The sequence below is a fragment of the Roseospira marina genome, from assembly GCF_014197855.1.
GTDB lineage: Bacteria > Pseudomonadota > Alphaproteobacteria > Rhodospirillales > Rhodospirillaceae > Rhodospira > Rhodospira marina.
Map to the genome: position 1 here is coordinate 30,690 of NZ_JACIGJ010000023.1, position 16,753 is coordinate 47,442.

Annotated in this window: 19 protein-coding genes and 1 pseudogene; 7 read left to right on the forward strand and 13 right to left on the reverse strand. The window is 65.4% G+C overall.

Annotated features, from left to right (window positions below; all coding sequences use genetic code 11):
- Positions 1-65 precede the first annotated feature (65 nt).
- From GGD82_RS18775 to GGD82_RS18785, 3 genes are all read left to right on the forward strand, one after another.
- Complete coding sequence (locus GGD82_RS18775) at positions 66-866, forward strand: hypothetical protein (protein ID WP_150063848.1); 801 nt, start codon at positions 66-68, stop codon at positions 864-866.
- 75 nt (positions 867-941) lie between these two features.
- The gene (locus tag GGD82_RS18780) at positions 942-1,961 is read left to right on the forward strand and encodes a fatty acid desaturase (RefSeq protein ID WP_150063847.1); all 1,020 of its coding nucleotides are present in this window, start codon (positions 942-944) and stop codon (positions 1,959-1,961) included.
- A complete protein-coding gene (locus tag GGD82_RS18785) occupies positions 1,958-2,857 on the forward strand; it encodes a transglutaminase family protein (RefSeq protein WP_150063846.1) in 900 nt (299 codons plus the stop codon). Before GGD82_RS18780 ends, GGD82_RS18785 begins: the two co-directional genes overlap by 4 nt.
- A 361-nt stretch (positions 2,858-3,218) precedes the next feature.
- Here the strand turns inward: GGD82_RS18785 and GGD82_RS18790 are convergent, their stop codons facing one another.
- Positions 3,219-3,974 carry a matrixin family metalloprotease gene (locus GGD82_RS18790; protein WP_170284453.1) on the reverse strand — a complete coding sequence of 252 codons (756 nt, stop codon included), beginning with the start codon at positions 3,972-3,974 and terminating at the stop codon, positions 3,219-3,221.
- A 303-nt stretch (positions 3,975-4,277) separates the two neighbouring features.
- On the opposite strand from GGD82_RS18790, the gene GGD82_RS18795 reads away from it, so the two are divergent.
- Positions 4,278-5,042 (forward strand): PRC-barrel domain-containing protein, encoded by a 765-nt coding sequence (locus tag GGD82_RS18795; RefSeq protein ID WP_170284452.1) that lies wholly within the window; start codon positions 4,278-4,280, stop codon positions 5,040-5,042.
- 144 nt (positions 5,043-5,186) lie between these two features.
- Here GGD82_RS18795 and GGD82_RS18800 read toward each other — a convergent pair whose 3' ends face one another.
- The 10 genes and pseudogenes from GGD82_RS18800 to GGD82_RS21640 all read right to left on the reverse strand — a co-directional run.
- Positions 5,187-6,572, reverse strand: coding sequence for a LuxR C-terminal-related transcriptional regulator (locus GGD82_RS18800; RefSeq protein WP_150063844.1), 1,386 nt, complete (start codon positions 6,570-6,572; stop codon positions 5,187-5,189).
- 623 nt (positions 6,573-7,195) lie between these two features.
- Positions 7,196-7,528, reverse strand: a complete 333-nt coding sequence (locus tag GGD82_RS18805) for a BON domain-containing protein (RefSeq protein WP_211364844.1) — start codon at positions 7,526-7,528, stop codon at positions 7,196-7,198.
- A 101-nt stretch (positions 7,529-7,629) separates the two neighbouring features.
- The gene (locus GGD82_RS18810) at positions 7,630-7,794 is read right to left on the reverse strand and encodes a DUF3309 family protein (protein WP_150063843.1); all 165 of its coding nucleotides are present in this window, start codon (positions 7,792-7,794) and stop codon (positions 7,630-7,632) included.
- 359 nt (positions 7,795-8,153) lie between these two features.
- Positions 8,154-8,327: a CsbD family protein gene (locus tag GGD82_RS18815; RefSeq protein WP_150063842.1), complete on the reverse strand. Its 174-nt coding sequence runs from the start codon at positions 8,325-8,327 to the stop codon at positions 8,154-8,156.
- A gap of 97 nt (positions 8,328-8,424) precedes the next feature.
- Positions 8,425-8,697, reverse strand: a complete 273-nt coding sequence (locus tag GGD82_RS18820; RefSeq protein ID WP_150063841.1) for a hypothetical protein — start codon at positions 8,695-8,697, stop codon at positions 8,425-8,427.
- Positions 8,698-8,924: 227 nt separating this feature from the next.
- Entirely contained in the window at positions 8,925-9,254 is a 330-nt protein-coding gene (locus GGD82_RS18825) for a DUF736 domain-containing protein (RefSeq protein WP_211364845.1), read from the reverse strand.
- Entirely contained in the window at positions 9,251-9,529 is a 279-nt protein-coding gene (locus GGD82_RS21265) for a DUF2274 domain-containing protein (RefSeq protein WP_375782138.1), read from the reverse strand. The genes GGD82_RS18825 and GGD82_RS21265 overlap by 4 nt, the downstream gene beginning before the upstream one ends.
- On the reverse strand, positions 9,501-9,647 hold the full coding sequence (locus GGD82_RS18835) for a hypothetical protein (RefSeq protein WP_170284450.1): 147 nt from the start codon (positions 9,645-9,647) through the stop codon (positions 9,501-9,503). The genes GGD82_RS21265 and GGD82_RS18835 overlap by 29 nt, the downstream gene beginning before the upstream one ends.
- Before the next feature lie 98 nt (positions 9,648-9,745).
- Positions 9,746-10,357, reverse strand: coding sequence for a DUF2285 domain-containing protein (locus tag GGD82_RS18840; protein WP_221240829.1), 612 nt, complete (start codon positions 10,355-10,357; stop codon positions 9,746-9,748).
- A gap of 22 nt (positions 10,358-10,379) precedes the next feature.
- Positions 10,380-10,574, reverse strand: a pseudogene (locus tag GGD82_RS21640) (transcriptional regulator domain-containing protein); the annotation flags it as partial.
- 427 nt (positions 10,575-11,001) lie between these two features.
- On the opposite strand from GGD82_RS21640, the gene GGD82_RS18845 reads away from it, so the two are divergent.
- On the forward strand, positions 11,002-11,880 hold the full coding sequence (locus GGD82_RS18845; RefSeq protein ID WP_150063838.1) for a helix-turn-helix domain-containing protein: 879 nt from the start codon (positions 11,002-11,004) through the stop codon (positions 11,878-11,880).
- 98 nt (positions 11,881-11,978) lie between these two features.
- Here the strand turns inward: GGD82_RS18845 and recD2 are convergent, their stop codons facing one another.
- Together recD2 and GGD82_RS18855 are read right to left on the reverse strand one after the other, a co-directional pair.
- On the reverse strand, positions 11,979-14,159 hold the full coding sequence (gene recD2 / locus GGD82_RS18850) for an SF1B family DNA helicase RecD2 (RefSeq protein ID WP_150063837.1): 2,181 nt from the start codon (positions 14,157-14,159) through the stop codon (positions 11,979-11,981).
- Positions 14,156-14,596: a hypothetical protein gene (locus GGD82_RS18855; protein WP_150063836.1), complete on the reverse strand. Its 441-nt coding sequence runs from the start codon at positions 14,594-14,596 to the stop codon at positions 14,156-14,158. The genes recD2 and GGD82_RS18855 overlap by 4 nt, the downstream gene beginning before the upstream one ends.
- Before the next feature lie 274 nt (positions 14,597-14,870).
- On the opposite strand from GGD82_RS18855, the gene GGD82_RS18860 reads away from it, so the two are divergent.
- Positions 14,871-15,791, forward strand: coding sequence for an HNH endonuclease (locus GGD82_RS18860; protein WP_150063835.1), 921 nt, complete (start codon positions 14,871-14,873; stop codon positions 15,789-15,791).
- 11 nt (positions 15,792-15,802) lie between these two features.
- Complete coding sequence (locus GGD82_RS18865) at positions 15,803-16,597, forward strand: hypothetical protein (RefSeq protein ID WP_150063834.1); 795 nt, start codon at positions 15,803-15,805, stop codon at positions 16,595-16,597.
- Positions 16,598-16,753 lie beyond the last annotated feature (156 nt).

The window sequence follows — 16,753 nt, forward strand, 5'->3', positions numbered from 1 at the left end:
ACACCCGGGTGGACCATCATCCACCGGCACGGAAGCGATCTCGTGCCTGGAAGGAAACGCCCAATATGCACCATTTCGAGACTGGGGCCGTGTTTATCGCAAGGTCAACCTGGCGCCTCTTTGTGGCCGCGCTCCTTGTCTTTCTGTTCGTGTCTGTTTCTGTCGCCCAGGATCAGACCGGCTCGACTCCTGAGAATGCGCATGACCGTGCTTTTGGCGGAGGCTGGGACTGCGACGACGGGTACCGTCCGGAGGACGGGGCCTGCATCGCCATCGTTGTTCCCGAGAACGCGTTTGTCACCGGGCGTTCGTACGGCCCAGGCTGGGAATGTCGGCACGGTTTCACGGACATAGACGGGGTGATCTGTCGTGAAGTCATCGTTCCACCGAATGCGTTCCTGAAATCGACCGGCGAGGCTTGGGCCTGCGACCGTGGTTACAGGCGGGTACGCGACGGATGTGAGCCCGTCGAACGCCCCGAGAACTCGTTTCTCTCCAACGATGCCTATGGGGCCGGATGGGAGTGTGATCGCGGCTTTTCAAAAGAAGCGGGCGGATGCGTGACAATCAACGTTCCAGACAACGCCTACCTAACGAACAAGCGCTATGGCTCGCCATGGGCCTGCGACCGGGGGTTCGTGGAGAAGAACGGTCGATGTGCGCACATCGTGGTTCCGGACAACGCGTTTCTTGTGGGGGGTGAATTCGGGACGGGTTGGCAATGCGAGCGCGGGTACGCGCAGGACGGAAACACATGCATCCTGATCGTTCCCCCGCAAAACGCGCACATTGATCGTTCGGGGAACCGCTGGGCCTGCAACAGGGGCTTCCGGATGCTGGGCGGACACTGCGTGTTGGCGCGTTGAATGCTTCATCGCGCGGGCAGAGACGTGGGCCGTGCGCGCCGCCGACACACGACGCCTTGGAAACGGGAGGAAAGCATGACCCAAAAAAATGACCTCCGCCAGGACACGACAGCGTTTCAGGCGCCCATCCTGGGCAAGAGCATCGTCCAGGTCGTCACCTCCTTTGGCGGGTTTTTCGCCACGTGCGCCGTGATGTATCTGGCGAACGCCGTATCCGTCTGGCTCGCCCTTGCGCTTGCGCCGCTGGCGGCCGGATTCCTGGTGCGCATCTTCATCATTCAGCATGATTGCGGGCACATGGCCTTCTTCCGCGGACGGCGCGCGAACGACGTGCTCGGGTTTGCCTGCAGTCTGCTGACGCTGGCCCCGTATCGGTCCTGGCGGCGGCAACACGCCGGGCATCATGGGGGCTGGAACGACCTCGACCGCCGTGACCGTGGGGCCGACATCTATTCGTCCTGCCTGACCGTGGCCGAATACCGGGCGCTGCCCTCATGGCGACGCCTGTGGTATCGCACGACCCGGCACCCGATCGTCGCCAATGTTCTCGTGCCGCCCTTGGTCTTCATCGGCCTTTACCGATTTCCGTTCGATACGCCGAAAGCATGGCGGCAGGAGCGGCGCGCCGTTTTTGTCACCGATCTGGCTTTGGTGGCGATGTTCGGCGGGTTGGGGCTGCTGCTGGGGTTTGGCGCGGTCGCCGCCGTCCAGATCCCGGTCATGATCGCGGCCTCGATCATCGGCGTCTTCCTGTTTTCCGTGCAGCATCGGGGCGATACGGTGGTGTGGGCCCGACACAAGGACTGGGACTCGATCTCGGCGTCCTTGCAAAGCTCGAGCTACCTGCGTCTCCCGGCGGGTCTGCAATGGTTCACGGGAAACATCGGGTTTCATCACGTGCATCATCTGAACCTGCGCATTCCCAACTATCGGCTTCAGGAGTGCCACGAGGCCATCCCCGCGCTGCGGGGTGTTGTGCCCTTGTCCCTCGGCGACGGGTTCCGCGCCGTGCGGTCGGTCTTGTGGGATGAAGAGAGCGGCCGCATGGTGACGCTCAGGCAGACAGACGCCATACGGCATGGAGACCGCGCTTGAGTGCCCTCACGGTCCGTCACCGCACCACCTACCACTATCGCGAACCGATGGGCTTCGGCCCGCATCGCCTGATGCTCCGGCCGCGCGAGAGCCGCACCGTGCGGCTTCACACGCACGACCTGGAGATCTCTCCGCCCGCTACCGTCACCTGGGCCCACGACGTCGCCGGCAACGCCGTGGCGACGGCCACGTTCCGAACTCCGGCGGACACGCTGGTCATCGACAGCCTCGCCACGCTGACGCTTGATGTCGAACAATGGCCGGTCTTCGAGATTGCCGCCTCGGCCGTCACGTATCCGTTTCTGCTCAGTGACGACGACATGACCGATCTGGGCCCGCTCCGGCTGCAGGCCTACCTCGACTCCGGGGGACATCTGCACGACTGGGCGCGGGGGTTCGTTGCCGGCCCAGCCACGGACACCCTGTCGCTGCTGAAGGATATCAGCAACGGCGTGGCCGCGCGGATCGCGTATGAGGCCCGGGACGAAGAGACCGTTCAGACCCCCGTCGAGACGCTGGCGCGGGGCCGGGGCTCGTGCCGCGATTTCGCGGTGCTGTTCGTCGATGCCGTCCGAAGCCTGGGGTTCGGCGCGCGGATCGTGTCCGGCTATCTGTACGACCCCGACTTGAACACCCTCGGGTCAGCCGACAGCGGCTCGACCCACGCCTGGGCCGAAGTCTACGTGCCCGGCGCCGGCTGGATCACGTTCGATCCGACCAACCGCAGCGTCGGCGGGTTTAACCTGATACCGGTCGCCGTGGCGCGCCACATCCGCCAGACCGCACCGGTTGCCGGCCGGTTCGTCGGCGCGGCCGCGGCCTGCAGCGCGCTGGAGGTGTCCGTATCGGTTGAGCCCTTGAACCGTCCAGCGGGTGCTGGAGGCGAGGTGGTGTGATGCCGGCGGCATCTGACGATGACTGCGGGAGGGTCCGTGGCCGGCCTGTCCCCTGTGCGGAGAGCCTCCCACGCCGGGCCAGCGATGTCGCGCCCTAGGGCCTGTGGACAATTGGGGCACGGCCACGGTTGAGACGAAAACGGTCCGAGACAAGGAGCGAGGACGAAGGACATGCTGCGCATATTCGAGGACGAGCGACGCAGTCTTGGGCCGTTTTCGTCCAATCCCATAGGGACGGACCAGGGTTTCCCGCTGGCAGCGTCGCGGATGGCTTATGTGGAACCTGCCACACGGCGCCATCCGCTTCTTGCCAGCGAAAAACCCTGGTCCGCCGTGACCGCGCCCTAATTGTCCACAGGCCCTAATCCGTCCGGCCGCTTTGCGGGCGCACACCGTAGAGCCTGACGATGCCGGCGATATCCCCGTCGGTCAGGGAATCGAGCTCCTCCTGATAGCTGTACGCCATCAGCACGCCCCGTGACCCCGGATGATCGAGGCCGACGGCATGTCCGATCTCGTGGGCCAGGACGCGGCTGAGTTCGAAGGTTCTGGTCGTATCGTCCGCCGTGCCGCCCGCCCGCCAGGTCGCCATGGGATTGAGGCAGACCGTGGCTTGACCAAGCCTCGCGAAGGACCGGCCCGCCACCGGCTCGGACTGGATGTTGGTGTAGGCAACGCCGCGCGGCTCGGCCTGTGCGCCGATCACGATGTCCGATGTCTCTGGCGACGCCGCGCGCACGAAGGTGATATCGGCGGCGGACTGCCACAGGGCCAGGGCCGACGTCAGGCGTTCGGTGAACGTCGCCATATCGAGCCCCGCGCGGCTCAGCAGACCCTCCAGCCGGGTCATCGCCTTGCAGTTGATCGCGTCCGGATCCCGCCGCGCCTCCGTCAGAAGCGCGTAGCTGACCGTCGCACCGGACCCGAAACGCGGCGCACCCCACTTGATATAGGCGCCTTGCAGGCGGAGCAGGGTGAAGTCGCTCTCCGATCCCCTGGTCGGCTCCTGTCCCGCCTGGGCCGTAACCGCGACCAACGCCAGGGTCGCGGCGACGATCGCCACCCGCGCCCGGCGCCATCCTGGGCGCCTGTCCACCATCTCAACTGGTTGTCGCATTCCCCACTCCCCTGAATTCAGAGCCCGCGCCCAAGACTGCATGCGCCGGGAATATGTCGAGCCTGCCCCACGCGAATGAAAAAACCGTTGAAAGGACAGGATCAGACGCCGGACATGAGTAGATTCCGAGGCTGCCCAAACCGCCAAAAACTTTGTATTCATTTGGAATAGGCCAGAACCCGCCTTCTCAAGGCGACAAAGGAAACCGTGAAAACGGCTCTGGCCCGGCACAGAAGGATGGAAACGTCTCATGCGAACCGCACGGGGCCTTCTCTTTTCTTCGACGGAATGAAGGGCTGCAGCATGAAAAAGATCACTGTATTCGGAACGATCCTGACCGTCCCGATGCTTGCGCTGGTCGCTGGTACCGCGATGGCGGCGGATCCGGCACCCAGCGTCAGCGACACCGGCGCCACGGCTGGTGACACCATGAAACCAGCGGCCTCTGACACGCAGGCACCCGAAACGCCCGCGAACGCAGCCGCACGGACGGCCATGCCGACCAAGGCGGCGATCGGACGGGAGGTCGTCAATACGAAGGGCGATACGGTCGGCGAGGTTTCGGCGATCACCGGTGACCGCGTGATCGTCGATGTCGGCGGGTTCCTCGGCATGGGCACGCATGGAGTCGCGCTCAACTGGCGCGACCTGACCCCCATCGGCAGCGGCGAGGGCATGACGCTTCAGACGGCGCTGACCAAGCAGCAGATCGAGGACCTGCCGAAAGCGGAGTCCGGCGCTCAGGACACCGCGCAGACAGGCGAGGCTTCCGATCAGATGACCGACTCCGCCGCGCAAACGGGTATGTCGTCGCAGAAGGCGGACATGCCGACCAAGGCCATGATCGGACGGGAGGTCGTCAATGCCGAGGGTGATACCGTCGGCGAGGTTTCGGCGGTCGCTGGCAACAGGGTGATCGTCGAGGTCGGCGGGTTTCTCGGCATTGGCGCGCGCGGGGTTGCGCTCAATTGGCGCGACCTCACCCCCATCGGCAGCGGCGAGGACATGAAACTCGAGACGACTCTCACCGATGCGCAGATCAAGGACCTGCCGAAGTACGATCAGTAGGACTCGCGGGCCATGAAACGGTCCCGTCCGTTTCATGGCCTCCGCCGCCTCTGTGGTGCCGACGTCACCCCATTGTGGCGGCAGGGTCGCGACGCGGCGGATTGCGCTCGTCCCGGCGGGCCGGGCGTAACAAGCTGGCCGGTGTCAGATCGGCCAGGATTGCGCGTTTGGGCCGGCGGCCAGGGCCAGTCGTGTCAATCCCGGGAGGGACCGCGCCCCGGTTTTCCGCATGATCGCGGACCGGTGGTTCTCGACCGTGCGCTGGCTGATGCCAAGGGTGGCGGCGATGATCTTGCTGGGCTGCCCCGCGAGGACAAGGGCCAGAACCTGCTGTTGCCTGGGTGTCAGGCCGGCAACGCTGCCGGTCGCGCGTTCATGCTGAGCTTCGGCCGTTCTCGACGCCCGCGACCACTCCAGCGCGCGGCCGATGCTGGTGAGCGCCGCTTGGCCGCACACCGGCTTTTGAAGAAAGTCCATCGCGCCCGCCTTCATGGCCGCAACGGCGACGGAGATGGCGCTGCCCCTGCCCATCATGATCGCCGGAAGACGACGGTCGGACTGACGGAGCCACCGCAGAAGATCGAGTCCGCTCAGTCCACCGCGCAGATCGGCGTCGATCAGAACGCAGACGTCCCGCCGGCCCGGCTGTTTGGCCGGATCCGCGCTCAGGAACGCGTCGCTGGACGGAAACCCCTCAACCTGCCAGCCCCATTGACCGACCAACCCGCGTAGGTTCTCGCAGGTGTCCGGGTCGGGATCGACCACAAGGATGACAGGCGAGGCATTGGGGCCGGCGCACACCGTTGCCTCTGGCACGGCGCGCGGCGGCGGCGATCGCGTGCCGTCCCAGCCCTGTGCGCGTGCGCCGGCGGGTAGGCCCTGGACCTCCCAGAAGCGCCCGACTTTGATGACGAACACCGACCCCACACCCGGACGCCCCCGCATGATGACCGGACAGCCGATCAGATCGCCCAGCCGCCGTGCCTCGGCAAAGCTGGGATCAGGATCATGGTCATGGTTCTGAGGTGGCGTGTCTCGCAGGACGTGGTTCCCAATGATGTCCTGAATTGGGCGTCTCGGAAAGCCCGTCCCGGTTTCCCGGATCTCGATGCTCAGGTGTCCGCCGCGGCGTTGGCACCCGATCAGAATCATGCCGTGCCGCGAGTGGTGCAGCACATTCAGAAGAAGGATCCGCACGATCTGGGTAAGGTGGCGCGGATCGCCGTCTATGGACAGGGGGCACGATGCCACGCGCAGGACAAGGCCCTCGGCGTCGGCCTGAGATGTGAAGTCTTCCCTCAAGGGGTCGAGCACGGTGTTGAGCGGAAACCGGATGCTCTCCACCAGGCCAGGGTCGGCCTTGATGGTGAGGTCGGGATCATCCGCTGCAGATGGACGCATGTCGGCGGCCGGGCGATGCGGTTCGCGCGCCGCGGCGGCGGTGTGACGGGGCGTGACGGACGTTGCGTTTGCAGCCGCCCGAGAGAGCATGGCCGTGTGGCGGACCGTGTCGTGTTTGCCTGAATCCATCGCGAAACCTCCACCTGGATGCGTTGGGCACCGGGCCTTTGCGGGCCACCGCGCCAAACGGCGCCGGCGCCCGGATTCAGCCAATCGGCGTCCCTCACTCGGATCGGATAGCCACACCAAAGTGTGGCGGGGTGTCTGTCGTTCTTCTGGGAATGGGGCGGACGCGCCGGACGACTGGGGTCCCGGCACCGTGCCGCTAGAGAAGATTCACGTGAATCTTTTCTAAATCAAACAGTTAGGGCGGACTCACGCGTCGCAATTGCCCTGCGGAGCGGGTCAATTGCGACGCGATCCGCCCTCGGCGTTTGCTACGCTGAACGGAGCTCGCCACCACACGTCCCTCATCGGGGGCGCGCGGGATCTCTCGAAAGGCTGTTCGCAGGGCCTCCCCCACGCCCACCGCAGGTCATGGGTAGGGCGTGGTGCCCTCGGGCGGGACAAACCGTGGGTCCACGATCATCCTGAAAAGAGTGGGATCCGACGTCACGGGAACAGGCGTCACGGGCAGGACAGACCGACGGTCCTCGTCTTGCTGTCCCCACCGCATAATCGGGCCATGACCGGGCCATGACCGCACGCGCGGGGCGGATCGCGTTTCGCTCAAGGCGACCAAACCCACGCGGTTACTTTATGACCAGATCGTTACGGACCTGCCGGACACCGGTCACGTCGGCGGCAACAGCGCCGGCGCGCTGCCTGGATGCGGCGGAGTCCACGAATCCGCTCAGTTGCACGACGCCTTTGTAGGTTTCGACATCGATCTTGAAGGCCGTCAGGCCCTGGTCGCCGAGAATGGCGGTGCGCACCGTGCTGCTGATGACCGTGTCGTCCAGGTACTCACCCGTGCTTTCGCTGGTCGGGGTCGAGGTGCAGGCGGCCATCGACCCGACGGTCAGCCCGGCAAGCACGAGCAGGGCGGGCAGAAGGGCGCGATGGATGAAGCGGGGGCTCGTCACGATGGGATCCCTTCGGCAGTGCCGCGCGGGGCGCGGGGGGGATGATTCGGCGGCCTGAACATCGGACCGAAGCGTGTTCCCTCCCGGCACGGCATGAGCGGTCAGATGCGGCCAAGCACCATCAGAACGATCAAGACGATCAGAACCGTGCCGAGGACACCGACCCCGACATGACCGAAGCCATAGCCATACCCCCCGAAGCGTCCGCTGAATCCGCCAAGCAGAAAAACGACAAGAAGGATGATGAGGATCAGGCTGAGCGACATCGCGGTTCTCCTGGACGTCAGGGTGCCACCGGGGTTCCGAATGGCACTGAGTGTTGGCCGTGTCGCGCGGTGTGCCGAAGGGACGGCATCGCCGGGCTTCGGCGACCGGTCCCGATGGGGCACCCGATGGGGCAATTGCCGTCGATGGATACCCCACGGCCGTCGATCGTGATATCGACGCTACTCTGGCGTTCCTAGTAATAGAGGTACCCGGTCGCGGCGGCGGTTACGGTTAGCGCCACGATGGCGACAAGAAGAGAAGTCCAACTCATGAGCCCGTGCCTCGCCAAATCTCTGACCCTTACGGACAGCGCCGACGGCACCATGCAGACCGTGCTTCGCCGTTGCGGCCACGGCCGTCAAGCGTCGCGGATGGTATCCTTGACCCCGCCGACGGCATTCTGGACCTTGCCCTCGATCTTGTCGGCCTCGCCGTCCGATTCGAGCTTTTTGTCGCCGATCCCCTTGCCGACTGCGGCCTTCACCTTGCCTTTGATCACTTTCGCGGCGCCGATCACACGGTCCTTGTCCATGACGTTCTCCTTTCTGCTCTGCGGCGATCCGCCGGAGACGTGTCTGGCGGGCAGGTCTCACCTGAACAGGTTTCGACCGTGTCCGCACTGACGCAGATTAGCCTGTGGTAGAAAGCCGCCACGGCCCTCTTTGGGCGCCGCGCGGAGGGAAGGCGGGCCGCCGGGCGGGATTGACCCTGTTCACTGATGATGGCCTGCGGGTACCGACCCGGGCCTGTTCCTCGCGGATCTGATCGCAGGAATAATCGGCGTACTGGTTGGGCGAGACATAGGCGGCGGCGATGTTCTCGCTGCTGCTGGCGCGGCCGGCCAGCGCCAGCGCGGTCGACAGGGTGGCAACGGACGCGGCGGAGACGAAGCGGTTCGACATGGAGGTGTGTCCTTCCCTTGGCTGCTCATCGAAGACCGGGATCGACCGGCGGGAGCCAGCAATCCCAGGCCTCACCATCGCATCAAGGGGTGCCACGTCCGGGCGCATGCCCGCCAAGGGTGACGGACCTTGGTGTGCCGGCAGGACGGCATCGCCAGAGGCCGGGTCAACAATGACTACGGAAGGCCGGGCGGGTCCTTGACCCCACCAGCCGGCCTTTCCCTCGCTCACCTCGGCGCGTTCCGACTCCAAACCAGGTTGGCGGTTTCGCCACCGCCGTCCGGGAACAGGGCGGCGGTGATGGGTCTGGGCAAACCCGGATCGTCAAGGCGAACGCGCAGGTAGTCGCGCGGGGGCTCGGCTTTGGAGCGCGCGGCCCAGGCATCGCCGATGCGGTGGCCGGCGATCATGACGCGGAAGGCCGGCGCCCGCTCGGTCTCCCGGCTGTCGTTGGGAACGAAGCGGACCCCCGCGTCCAGGGTCAGGGTGCGGATGGTGCCGATCCAGCCGCCGTCGCGCGACGGCGAGAAGGTCCCGATAACGCTGATGACGCTTATGACTTGGTTTCCTGGCTGGTGGGTTCGGGACCGTCGGTGCTTCCCGCCCCCGCCGGTTTCCGCTGGCGGCGGCGCGGTGCGGCCGGATCGTCGCCCTCGCCCAGCCCATCCTTGCGAGCGCGGTTGAAAGCGCGGTCGCCGTCCAGGAAGGCGCGCACCATGAAGGGGATCAGGTCGGCCACGCTTTCCGTCTCGCCGTAGGTGGCTTCGTAAAGGGCCGCGTTATGCTGACTCTTCGGACCTGTCTCATTGCCAGGCGGCGCCGAGGGCTGCACGATCCTTCCGGGCTCGCACGCAGACGTCCGGGTCAAGCTCGGCGATGATGCGGTCGGTGATCTCCGAATACAGGTTGGCGCGGTCGCCGTTGGACCGCCGGGCGGGTGCGCGGGACATGGCGTGTCTCCCCGACGGGCCGGCGGAAGGCCACTCCCTCCGCCATCCAAACCCGTCGCGGATCCCCCACCGACCCTCCGCCTCCAGCAGGTTCCCGCTCACCGGAGGAGGTCGCGATACCCCCGGGCCGCCATGTGGTCGGCGCCCCGGACCAGTCTCTGAACCCGCAGGCGCAGATAGTCCGACTGCCCGGCCCAGTCCTGCGCCGCCCGGTCCGCGCCGAAGATCGCGGCGGCAATCTGGCGCTGGGACGCTCCGGCCCGTCGCGCGTCGAAGGCGCGCAGCATGTTCAGCCAGCGCCCGGCACGCCGTTCCGGCGTGTACAGGCGGTCGGGAAGCATCTGGGCGCTTCGGATATGGAGGAACCGCCGCAAGGCCAGCAGGCGCGGTTCGTCCTCTGGCGCTGGCCATAGCGGAACCAGAAGGCGGACCGGATGCCGCACGGGATGCCGGGCCGCCCCATCGGCCACGACCTCGATCTGAAGGGATCGTGCCCCGTCCTGGATCAGCAACTGCCGGGCACTGTTCGGTTGCCGCAGCAGCATGACCGGCAGCGGAAGCCGGCCAAGGTCGAACGGCTCGGCCGCGGTGGCATCCCCAGCCCGGGCCTCGACGGTCAGGACGCTCGGCACCATCTCGCTCGACCAGAACACCAGGTCCATCGTCTCGTCGGCGAAACAGGACACCCCATTGGTGGTCCATCTCGGCACGGGGCGAGATCACGACCCGGGGCGCGGGCGTCCTGGCAATGGGTGTGCTCGCGTACGGCCGGGTCCGCCGCACCGACACGAGGAAGTCCGGGTTGCGTTTCAGCCACTGCCAGGCCCAGGCGGTTCGGTCGAGCGCCAGCAGGGGGCGATAGGTCGCGGCATTCCGCCAGTCTGGCGGCGGAAAGGGTGGCGGAGGAAAGCGGCGCCTCTCGATCATGGAACGGCCCTCCTCAAGGATCACGGCGCGAAACGGCGCAACCGGCCGACGATGTCGCACCGGATGTGGACGGGATCAGAGGATGTTCGGAGTTCCGGCCGTTCTACCTGATGCGGCCCTGTCGATGACTATCGACAACCCTGGCAAGAGCGGCTTCCACAAAATGCCGGAGCATGGTGCGATGTGAGCGGAAACAATGGGGGAACAGCGCAAAACATATCTGTTTCATCAAAAGCGATGTGAATTGACATAAAATAAAAACGTTCCAGGCGTCGCCATATATCAGTTCAAAATTCGTCAGCCCTTGACACAATTAAGACAAGAAGATTCTGAACCATGATCGTAGCCTTGCCGTGCCTTTTACGCCTGCGCGCGGCTCGAGTGCACTTGGGGGAGCATCGACCGCACCGATCATGGAGCGCTTGCCATGACGGACATCCTGACGATCGATTTCCAGGCGGACACGTTGGTCCTGTGCGACACCCTGACCGAGCGGGCGACCGGCAACGGCCTGATCGTCTGCCGCTGTCGGTTCCCGCCCTATCCCGGGCACTGGACGAAGTTCCTGCAGACGGTGCTCGTGCGGCCGGCCGGGCCGGTGACGGCTCGTTGGCGAAGCCTGGACGCGCCGGAGAACCAGATGGTGTCGCTGTCCGGAACCGCCTTCCATCTGATCCCGGTAGATCGGCCGGTGCGGATCGAATGGGACGGGTGTGACGCGGCCCTCATCGTGGCACTGACGCCGGGTTTCGTGGAAGCAATGGTAGCGCCGGTGTTCCAGGGGAGGTTACCGCGTCTCAACCCATGCGCCATGATCAAGGACGCGGTGCTGTCGGACATGATGCCATGGTTCGCCGAGGCGTTGCGCCAGGATGCGGACAGGGCGAGGAAGTCCCTGGACCAATTCAGCGTGGCGTTCGCGCTCCAGTTGTTCGAAAAGTACGGCATTGATGACAACAGCTGGCTGCGAATCTCCGGCGGCCTCGGGGCATCGCGACAGAGACGGATCACGGCCTTCATCGACGCCAACCTCGACCGCACCGTCCCGCTTTCCGAGATGGCCAGGACCGTCGGCCTCGGGCGGTCGCATTTCGGCAAGGCGTTCCATGCCTCGTTCGGCCGCAGCCCGTACCAGTATCTCCATGAACGGCGGGTCGAGAAGGCGAAGGAACTCCTACTGGACGACCGCCGGACGATCGTTAGCGTCGCTCTGGACGTGGGCTTCTCCAGCCACGGGCATTTCACCAAAGTGTTCCGCAACGTGACCGGGATGACGCCGTCGCAGTTCCGGCGGGACAGGGTGTGACTGCGAGCTGGTTCGAAATGGTGCCATCTGCCCAGCCGGGCATTGCCAAAAATTCAACAAAATCAGCGTGGTCGCGGGCCGCCATGCGCAGCCTGACTTCATGGCCCGGCCAGGCTCTCACGCAACCGGGTCCAGCGCCGCCGTCCCGAGGCGTTGCGGACAGCGATGGCGACCGCCTTGCGCTGGCCGACCAACACGACCAGCTTTCGCCCGCGGGTGACACCGGTGTAGAGAAGGTTCCGCTGAAGCATGGCGTAATGCTGAGTCATCACCGGAATGATGACGGCGGGGTATTCCGAACCCTGTGCCTTGTGGATCGTCGCGGCGTAGGCCAGCACCAGGGCGTCGAGATCGCCCAGGCCGTAAACGACGTTGTGGGCATCGAACCGGACTGCGAGCTCGCCCGCTTCGGCGTCGACGGTTTCGATGAAGCCGATGTCGCCGTTGTACACCTCGCGGTCGTAGTCATTCTCGATCTGCATGACCTTGTCGCCGGGTGCGAAGGTCCAGCCGAACTTCTCAACGCGGGCCGGCGGGTCGGGGTTCAGGGCCGCTTGCAGATCGATGTTCAGCGAGCGTGCCCCCATGCCGCCCCGGTTCATGGGGCACAGGACCTGAACATCCCGGATGGGATCGAGGCCGAAGCGGGCGGGGATGCGCACCCGCACCAGTTCGATGATGCGGGCCAGGGCGGTCTCCGGGTCGTCGGCCGGGACGAAGTAGAAATCGCTCTCGCCTTCGGGTCTCGTCAGGTCGGGGATGTGGCCCTCGTTGATCCGGTGCGCGGTCGTGATGATGCAACTCCGCGCGGCTTGGCGAAACACCTCGGTCAGGCGCACCACGGGAACCGCCCCGGAGGCGATGATATCGGCGAGCACCTGCCCCGGTCCCACCGACGGCAACTGGTCGATGTCGCCCACGATCAGGACGGCCGCCGTGTCCGGCACGGCGCGCAGCAGCGCGTGCATCAACAGCACGTCGACCATTGAGGTCTCGTCAATGACCAGCAGGTCGCAGTCGAGCGCATTCTCGGCGCCGCGCTTGAAGCCGCCCGTCGTCGGGTCGACCTCGAGGACGCGGTGAATGGTCCGCGCCTCGTATCCGGTCGCCTCGCTCATGCGCTTGGCGGCCCGTCCGGTCGGCGCGCACAGCATCAGGCGTATGCCCTTGGCGGCAAGGATGCGCAGGATGGCGTTGAGGATGGTCGTCTTGCCCACACCTGGGCCGCCGGTGATGACCAACACCCGTGACAGAAGAGCCAGACGCACGGCGGCCTTCTGGCTATCGGCGAGGTCCAGTCCGATCTTTTCCTCGATCCAGGGGATGGCCTTGTCTGGATCGATCCACGGCCAGGGCAGCGGCCCGTCGCGCAGGGCCATCACCCGTTCGGCGATCCCCTGCTCGGCGCGGTACAGCCCAGCCAGGAACACGCACCGGATCTCACCCAGCGCGGTCTCGATGACGGCGCCCTCGGCAAGTTCGTCGGCGAGCGCGCTCTCGACGAGCGACGGGTCGACCTCGAGCAGGGTCCGGGCCAGCGGAACCAGTTCGGTCACCGGGAGACCGCAATGGCCCTCGTCCATGGCCTCGGTGAGCGCATAGCCAATGCCGGCCCGCACCCGGATTATGGCGGTGGGCTCGATGCCCAAGCGCATGGCGATCTGGTCGGCGGTCTTGAACCCGATGCCACGGATATCCCGTGCCAGCCGGTACGGGTTCTCGCTCATGACCTGGACGGCATCGGCGCCATAGGTCTTGAAGATGCGCACCGCCCGGGCCGTTCCGACGCCATGGCTGTGCAGGAACACCATGATCTCGCGGACGACCTTCTGCTCGGCCCACGCGTCGACGATCCGCCGGGCGCGGACCGATCCGATGCCGTCAACCTCGCGCAGGCGATGCGGTTCGGTCTCGATGATGTCGAACACACGGTCCCGGAAAGCACGAACCAGCTTCTTGGCGTAGACGGGCCCGATGCCCCGGATCATGCCGGACCCGAGGTATTTCTCGATGCCATCAACGGACGTGGGCGCGGAGGTTTTCAGGAACCGGGCCTTGAACTGCAAGCCATGTGTCCGGTCGTTGACCCATTCGCCGCTGGCGGTCACCCACTCGCCGGCGGAGATGGTGGCGGCATGGCCGACCACGGTCACCAGGTCGCGGTGACCCCGTGCCTTCAGGCGCAGCACGCAGAAGCCGTTCTCCGCATTGTGGAAGGTGACGCGCTCGATCAGGCCGGCCAATACCTCCCGGTCGGACTGGTCCTGTGGGCCGGTCACCGGCCGATCCGCGGCGCGTCGGCGACCTCGTCGGCCTCGCCGGTTTCACCATGGAGTTCCTCGCGGATGAGCCGGTCCGTGATCTCGGCGAGATAGCTCGAAAGGACCATGTTCAGTTCCTGGAACTCGGGCCACAGGACGCCGTCGATGAAACTGGGTGGCCCCTTGACCAACACGGTCTGACGATGCATGCGGCGATACCGGAACGGCTTCAGCCCATAGCGCCGGCACAGGGCGACGAACAGATGTCGGGCCCAGGGGTCTTGCAGGCTGAACTTGAACTCCTCGGGCCGCTCGGACTCGACGGCCTCGCGCAGGCGGGCGCGCAACCGATCCGCTGCCGCCCCGGCGGCGGCCTTCTCGCCGGGAGTCGCCGCGCCGGCAAACAAGGCCTCGATCTTGCGCAGCTTATCGCGCAGGTCCTGGTCTGTGGTCATCGCTGGTCTCTGCCCGCGTTCCGTCGTCTGCCGGCAAGCGTGCCCGGTTCAGGCCCAGGTGGCGCATCACTCGACGAAGATCTCATCTTGCTCCCGTTTCGCCCATAAGCAACGATGGCACGATACCGGGAATGATGAACATCATGAATGGGAAGACTCTGAAAAGTGGACCATCAGCGCCGAAACGCAGGCGAGCACAAGTTCCGCAGGACGCCCTTGGTCGCGCCACAGGGCCCGGGCTGTCCGCTGCGATGCACGTGAGTACCGCCTGACCATGGCCATCAACCTCGTCATCGCCGTGACCGACGGGGACTGGTTCGACATGCTGCGCCAGCGGCCGCACCTCGGCGAGGTGAATTTCTGGGCTCCCTCGGCCTCGAACTTTCGCGCTTTGCGGCCTGGCGAACTCTTCCTCTTCAAGCTTCACGCTCCACGCAATTTCATCGTCGGCGGCGGAATCTTTGCCTACGCCAATGCCTTGCCCTGTTCGCTGGCCTGGGAGGCCTTCACGGAAGCGAACGGCGCGCATTCGGCGCAGGACATGCGGGCACGCATCGCCCACTACCGGCGGACCGCCCCAAATGGCCGGAGCGACTTCGAGATCGGCTGTCGCATCCTCACCCAGCCATTCTTCTTCGAGGAAGCTGACTTGATCCCCGTTCCACCCAGTTGGGCACGGAACATCGTTTCGTTCAAAACGTATTCGACGGCTGATGCCGATGGGCTGGCCGTTTGGGAGGCGGTGAATGACAGGCTCACCCGGCCGCAGTTTCCTGGCATGGCTGAAGACCAAGGCCGATTTGGCGGCCCGCACCTCATTCAGCCGCGCCTCGGGCAGGGCGCATTCCGCATTTTGGTGACGGACATCTACCAGCGTCGCTGCGCCGTGACCCGGGAACGCACGCTGCCGGCGTTGGACGCCGCCCACATTCGCCCGTACGCGGACGGTGGGGCGCACGAAGCCCAGAACGGCTTGCTGCTTCGCCGCGATGTGCACAGCCTGTTCGACGCAGGATACGTGACTGTTACCCCGGAGTTCCGCTTCGAAGTCAGTGGTCGTATCAAGGAAGAGTTCGAGAATGGCCGGGATTATTATGCCCTGCATGGCCGGCCCGTCTGCATGCCACCTGCAATGGCGCAACGCCCCGACGCTCGCGCTCTGCGGTGGCACAACGAGAGCTGCTACAAGGGCTGAGGCGAGCAATCGTGACCCAGCAACGCTTCAACCGTTATGTCGGCATCGACTATTCCGGAGCCGAGACGCCAACGGCGAGCCTGAAGGGCCTTCGGGTCTATATGGCTGTCGCTGGCGGCGAACCGGAAGAGGTCCTTCCACCACCCAGTCCCCGCAAATACTCGACCCGCAAAGGCATCGCCGCTTGGCTGGTTGAAAGGCTGTCCGAGGATGTTCCCACACTGATTGGCATCGACCACGCGTTTTCATTCCCCTTGCGGTATTTCCACAGCCACCGGCTTCGGCTAGATTGGCCCGAATTCCTTGAAGACTTCCACGAGCACTGGCCTACGGATCATGACGACGTTTACGTTCGGAACGTCCGAGATGGGTCCGGCAAGGCTCGGATGGGCGATTCCCATTGGAAGCGTCTAACAGACAAACGGGCCAAACCGGCGAAGTCCGTGTTTCATTTCGGCGTGCAAGGTGAAGTGGCAACATCCACCCACGCCGGCATCCCGTGGCTGCGCGTCATCCGGAACCAGCTTGGGAGCCGTGTCCATTTCTGGCCCTTCGACGGCTGGGACATCCCAGAGGGTCGGTCGACCATCGCTGAAGTCTACCCAGCGCTTTGGTCGCACGCCTTTTCGCGCAACGGCCGCACCGATGACCAGCACGCCGCGTTCAGCGTCGCCGCCTGGATGTCGCGGGCGGACAGGAACAGGACACTGGGGGCCGCACTTCATTCACGGCTCGCTGACCCCGACGACATTGTTGCCCGGGTGGAGGGGTGGATCCTTGGCGCCGATCGCCCGGTGGCCCCATGATGGGCGGACGCTGTCGGAGCGGGTCACGGAAGAGGGGCGCCCCGCCGGCTGCTACGCTCTGGATAACGTACCATTTCTTTCGCACTTTCGGATTGGGCGGCTCCTTCTATCCTGATGGAAGGAGCTTGGAATGGACGATCAGAAGGGCGTGACACC

What these genes read in the sequence shown, in the direction of transcription:
- GGD82_RS18810 (WP_150063843.1), bottom strand. Translation starts at nt 7,794, where the DNA reads ATGTCGCTCAGCCTGATCCTCATCATCCTTCTTGTCGTTTTTCTGCTT.
- GGD82_RS18800 (WP_150063844.1), bottom strand. Translation starts at nt 6,572, where the DNA reads ATGGATTCAGGCAAACACGACACGGTCCGCCACACGGCCATGCTCTCT.
- GGD82_RS18845 (WP_150063838.1), top strand. Translation starts at nt 11,002, where the DNA reads ATGACGGACATCCTGACGATCGATTTCCAGGCGGACACGTTGGTCCTG.
- GGD82_RS18835 (WP_170284450.1), bottom strand. Translation starts at nt 9,647, where the DNA reads ATGTCCCGCGCACCCGCCCGGCGGTCCAACGGCGACCGCGCCAACCTG.
- GGD82_RS18775 (WP_150063848.1), top strand. Translation starts at nt 66, where the DNA reads ATGCACCATTTCGAGACTGGGGCCGTGTTTATCGCAAGGTCAACCTGG.
- GGD82_RS18855 (WP_150063836.1), bottom strand. Translation starts at nt 14,596, where the DNA reads ATGACCACAGACCAGGACCTGCGCGATAAGCTGCGCAAGATCGAGGCC.
- GGD82_RS18790 (WP_170284453.1), bottom strand. Translation starts at nt 3,974, where the DNA reads ATGCGACAACCAGTTGAGATGGTGGACAGGCGCCCAGGATGGCGCCGG.
- GGD82_RS18820 (WP_150063841.1), bottom strand. Translation starts at nt 8,697, where the DNA reads ATGTCGAACCGCTTCGTCTCCGCCGCGTCCGTTGCCACCCTGTCGACC.
- GGD82_RS18780 (WP_150063847.1), top strand. Translation starts at nt 942, where the DNA reads ATGACCCAAAAAAATGACCTCCGCCAGGACACGACAGCGTTTCAGGCG.
- GGD82_RS18815 (WP_150063842.1), bottom strand. Translation starts at nt 8,327, where the DNA reads ATGGACAAGGACCGTGTGATCGGCGCCGCGAAAGTGATCAAAGGCAAG.
- GGD82_RS18860 (WP_150063835.1), top strand. Translation starts at nt 14,871, where the DNA reads ATGGCCATCAACCTCGTCATCGCCGTGACCGACGGGGACTGGTTCGAC.
- GGD82_RS18795 (WP_170284452.1), top strand. Translation starts at nt 4,278, where the DNA reads ATGAAAAAGATCACTGTATTCGGAACGATCCTGACCGTCCCGATGCTT.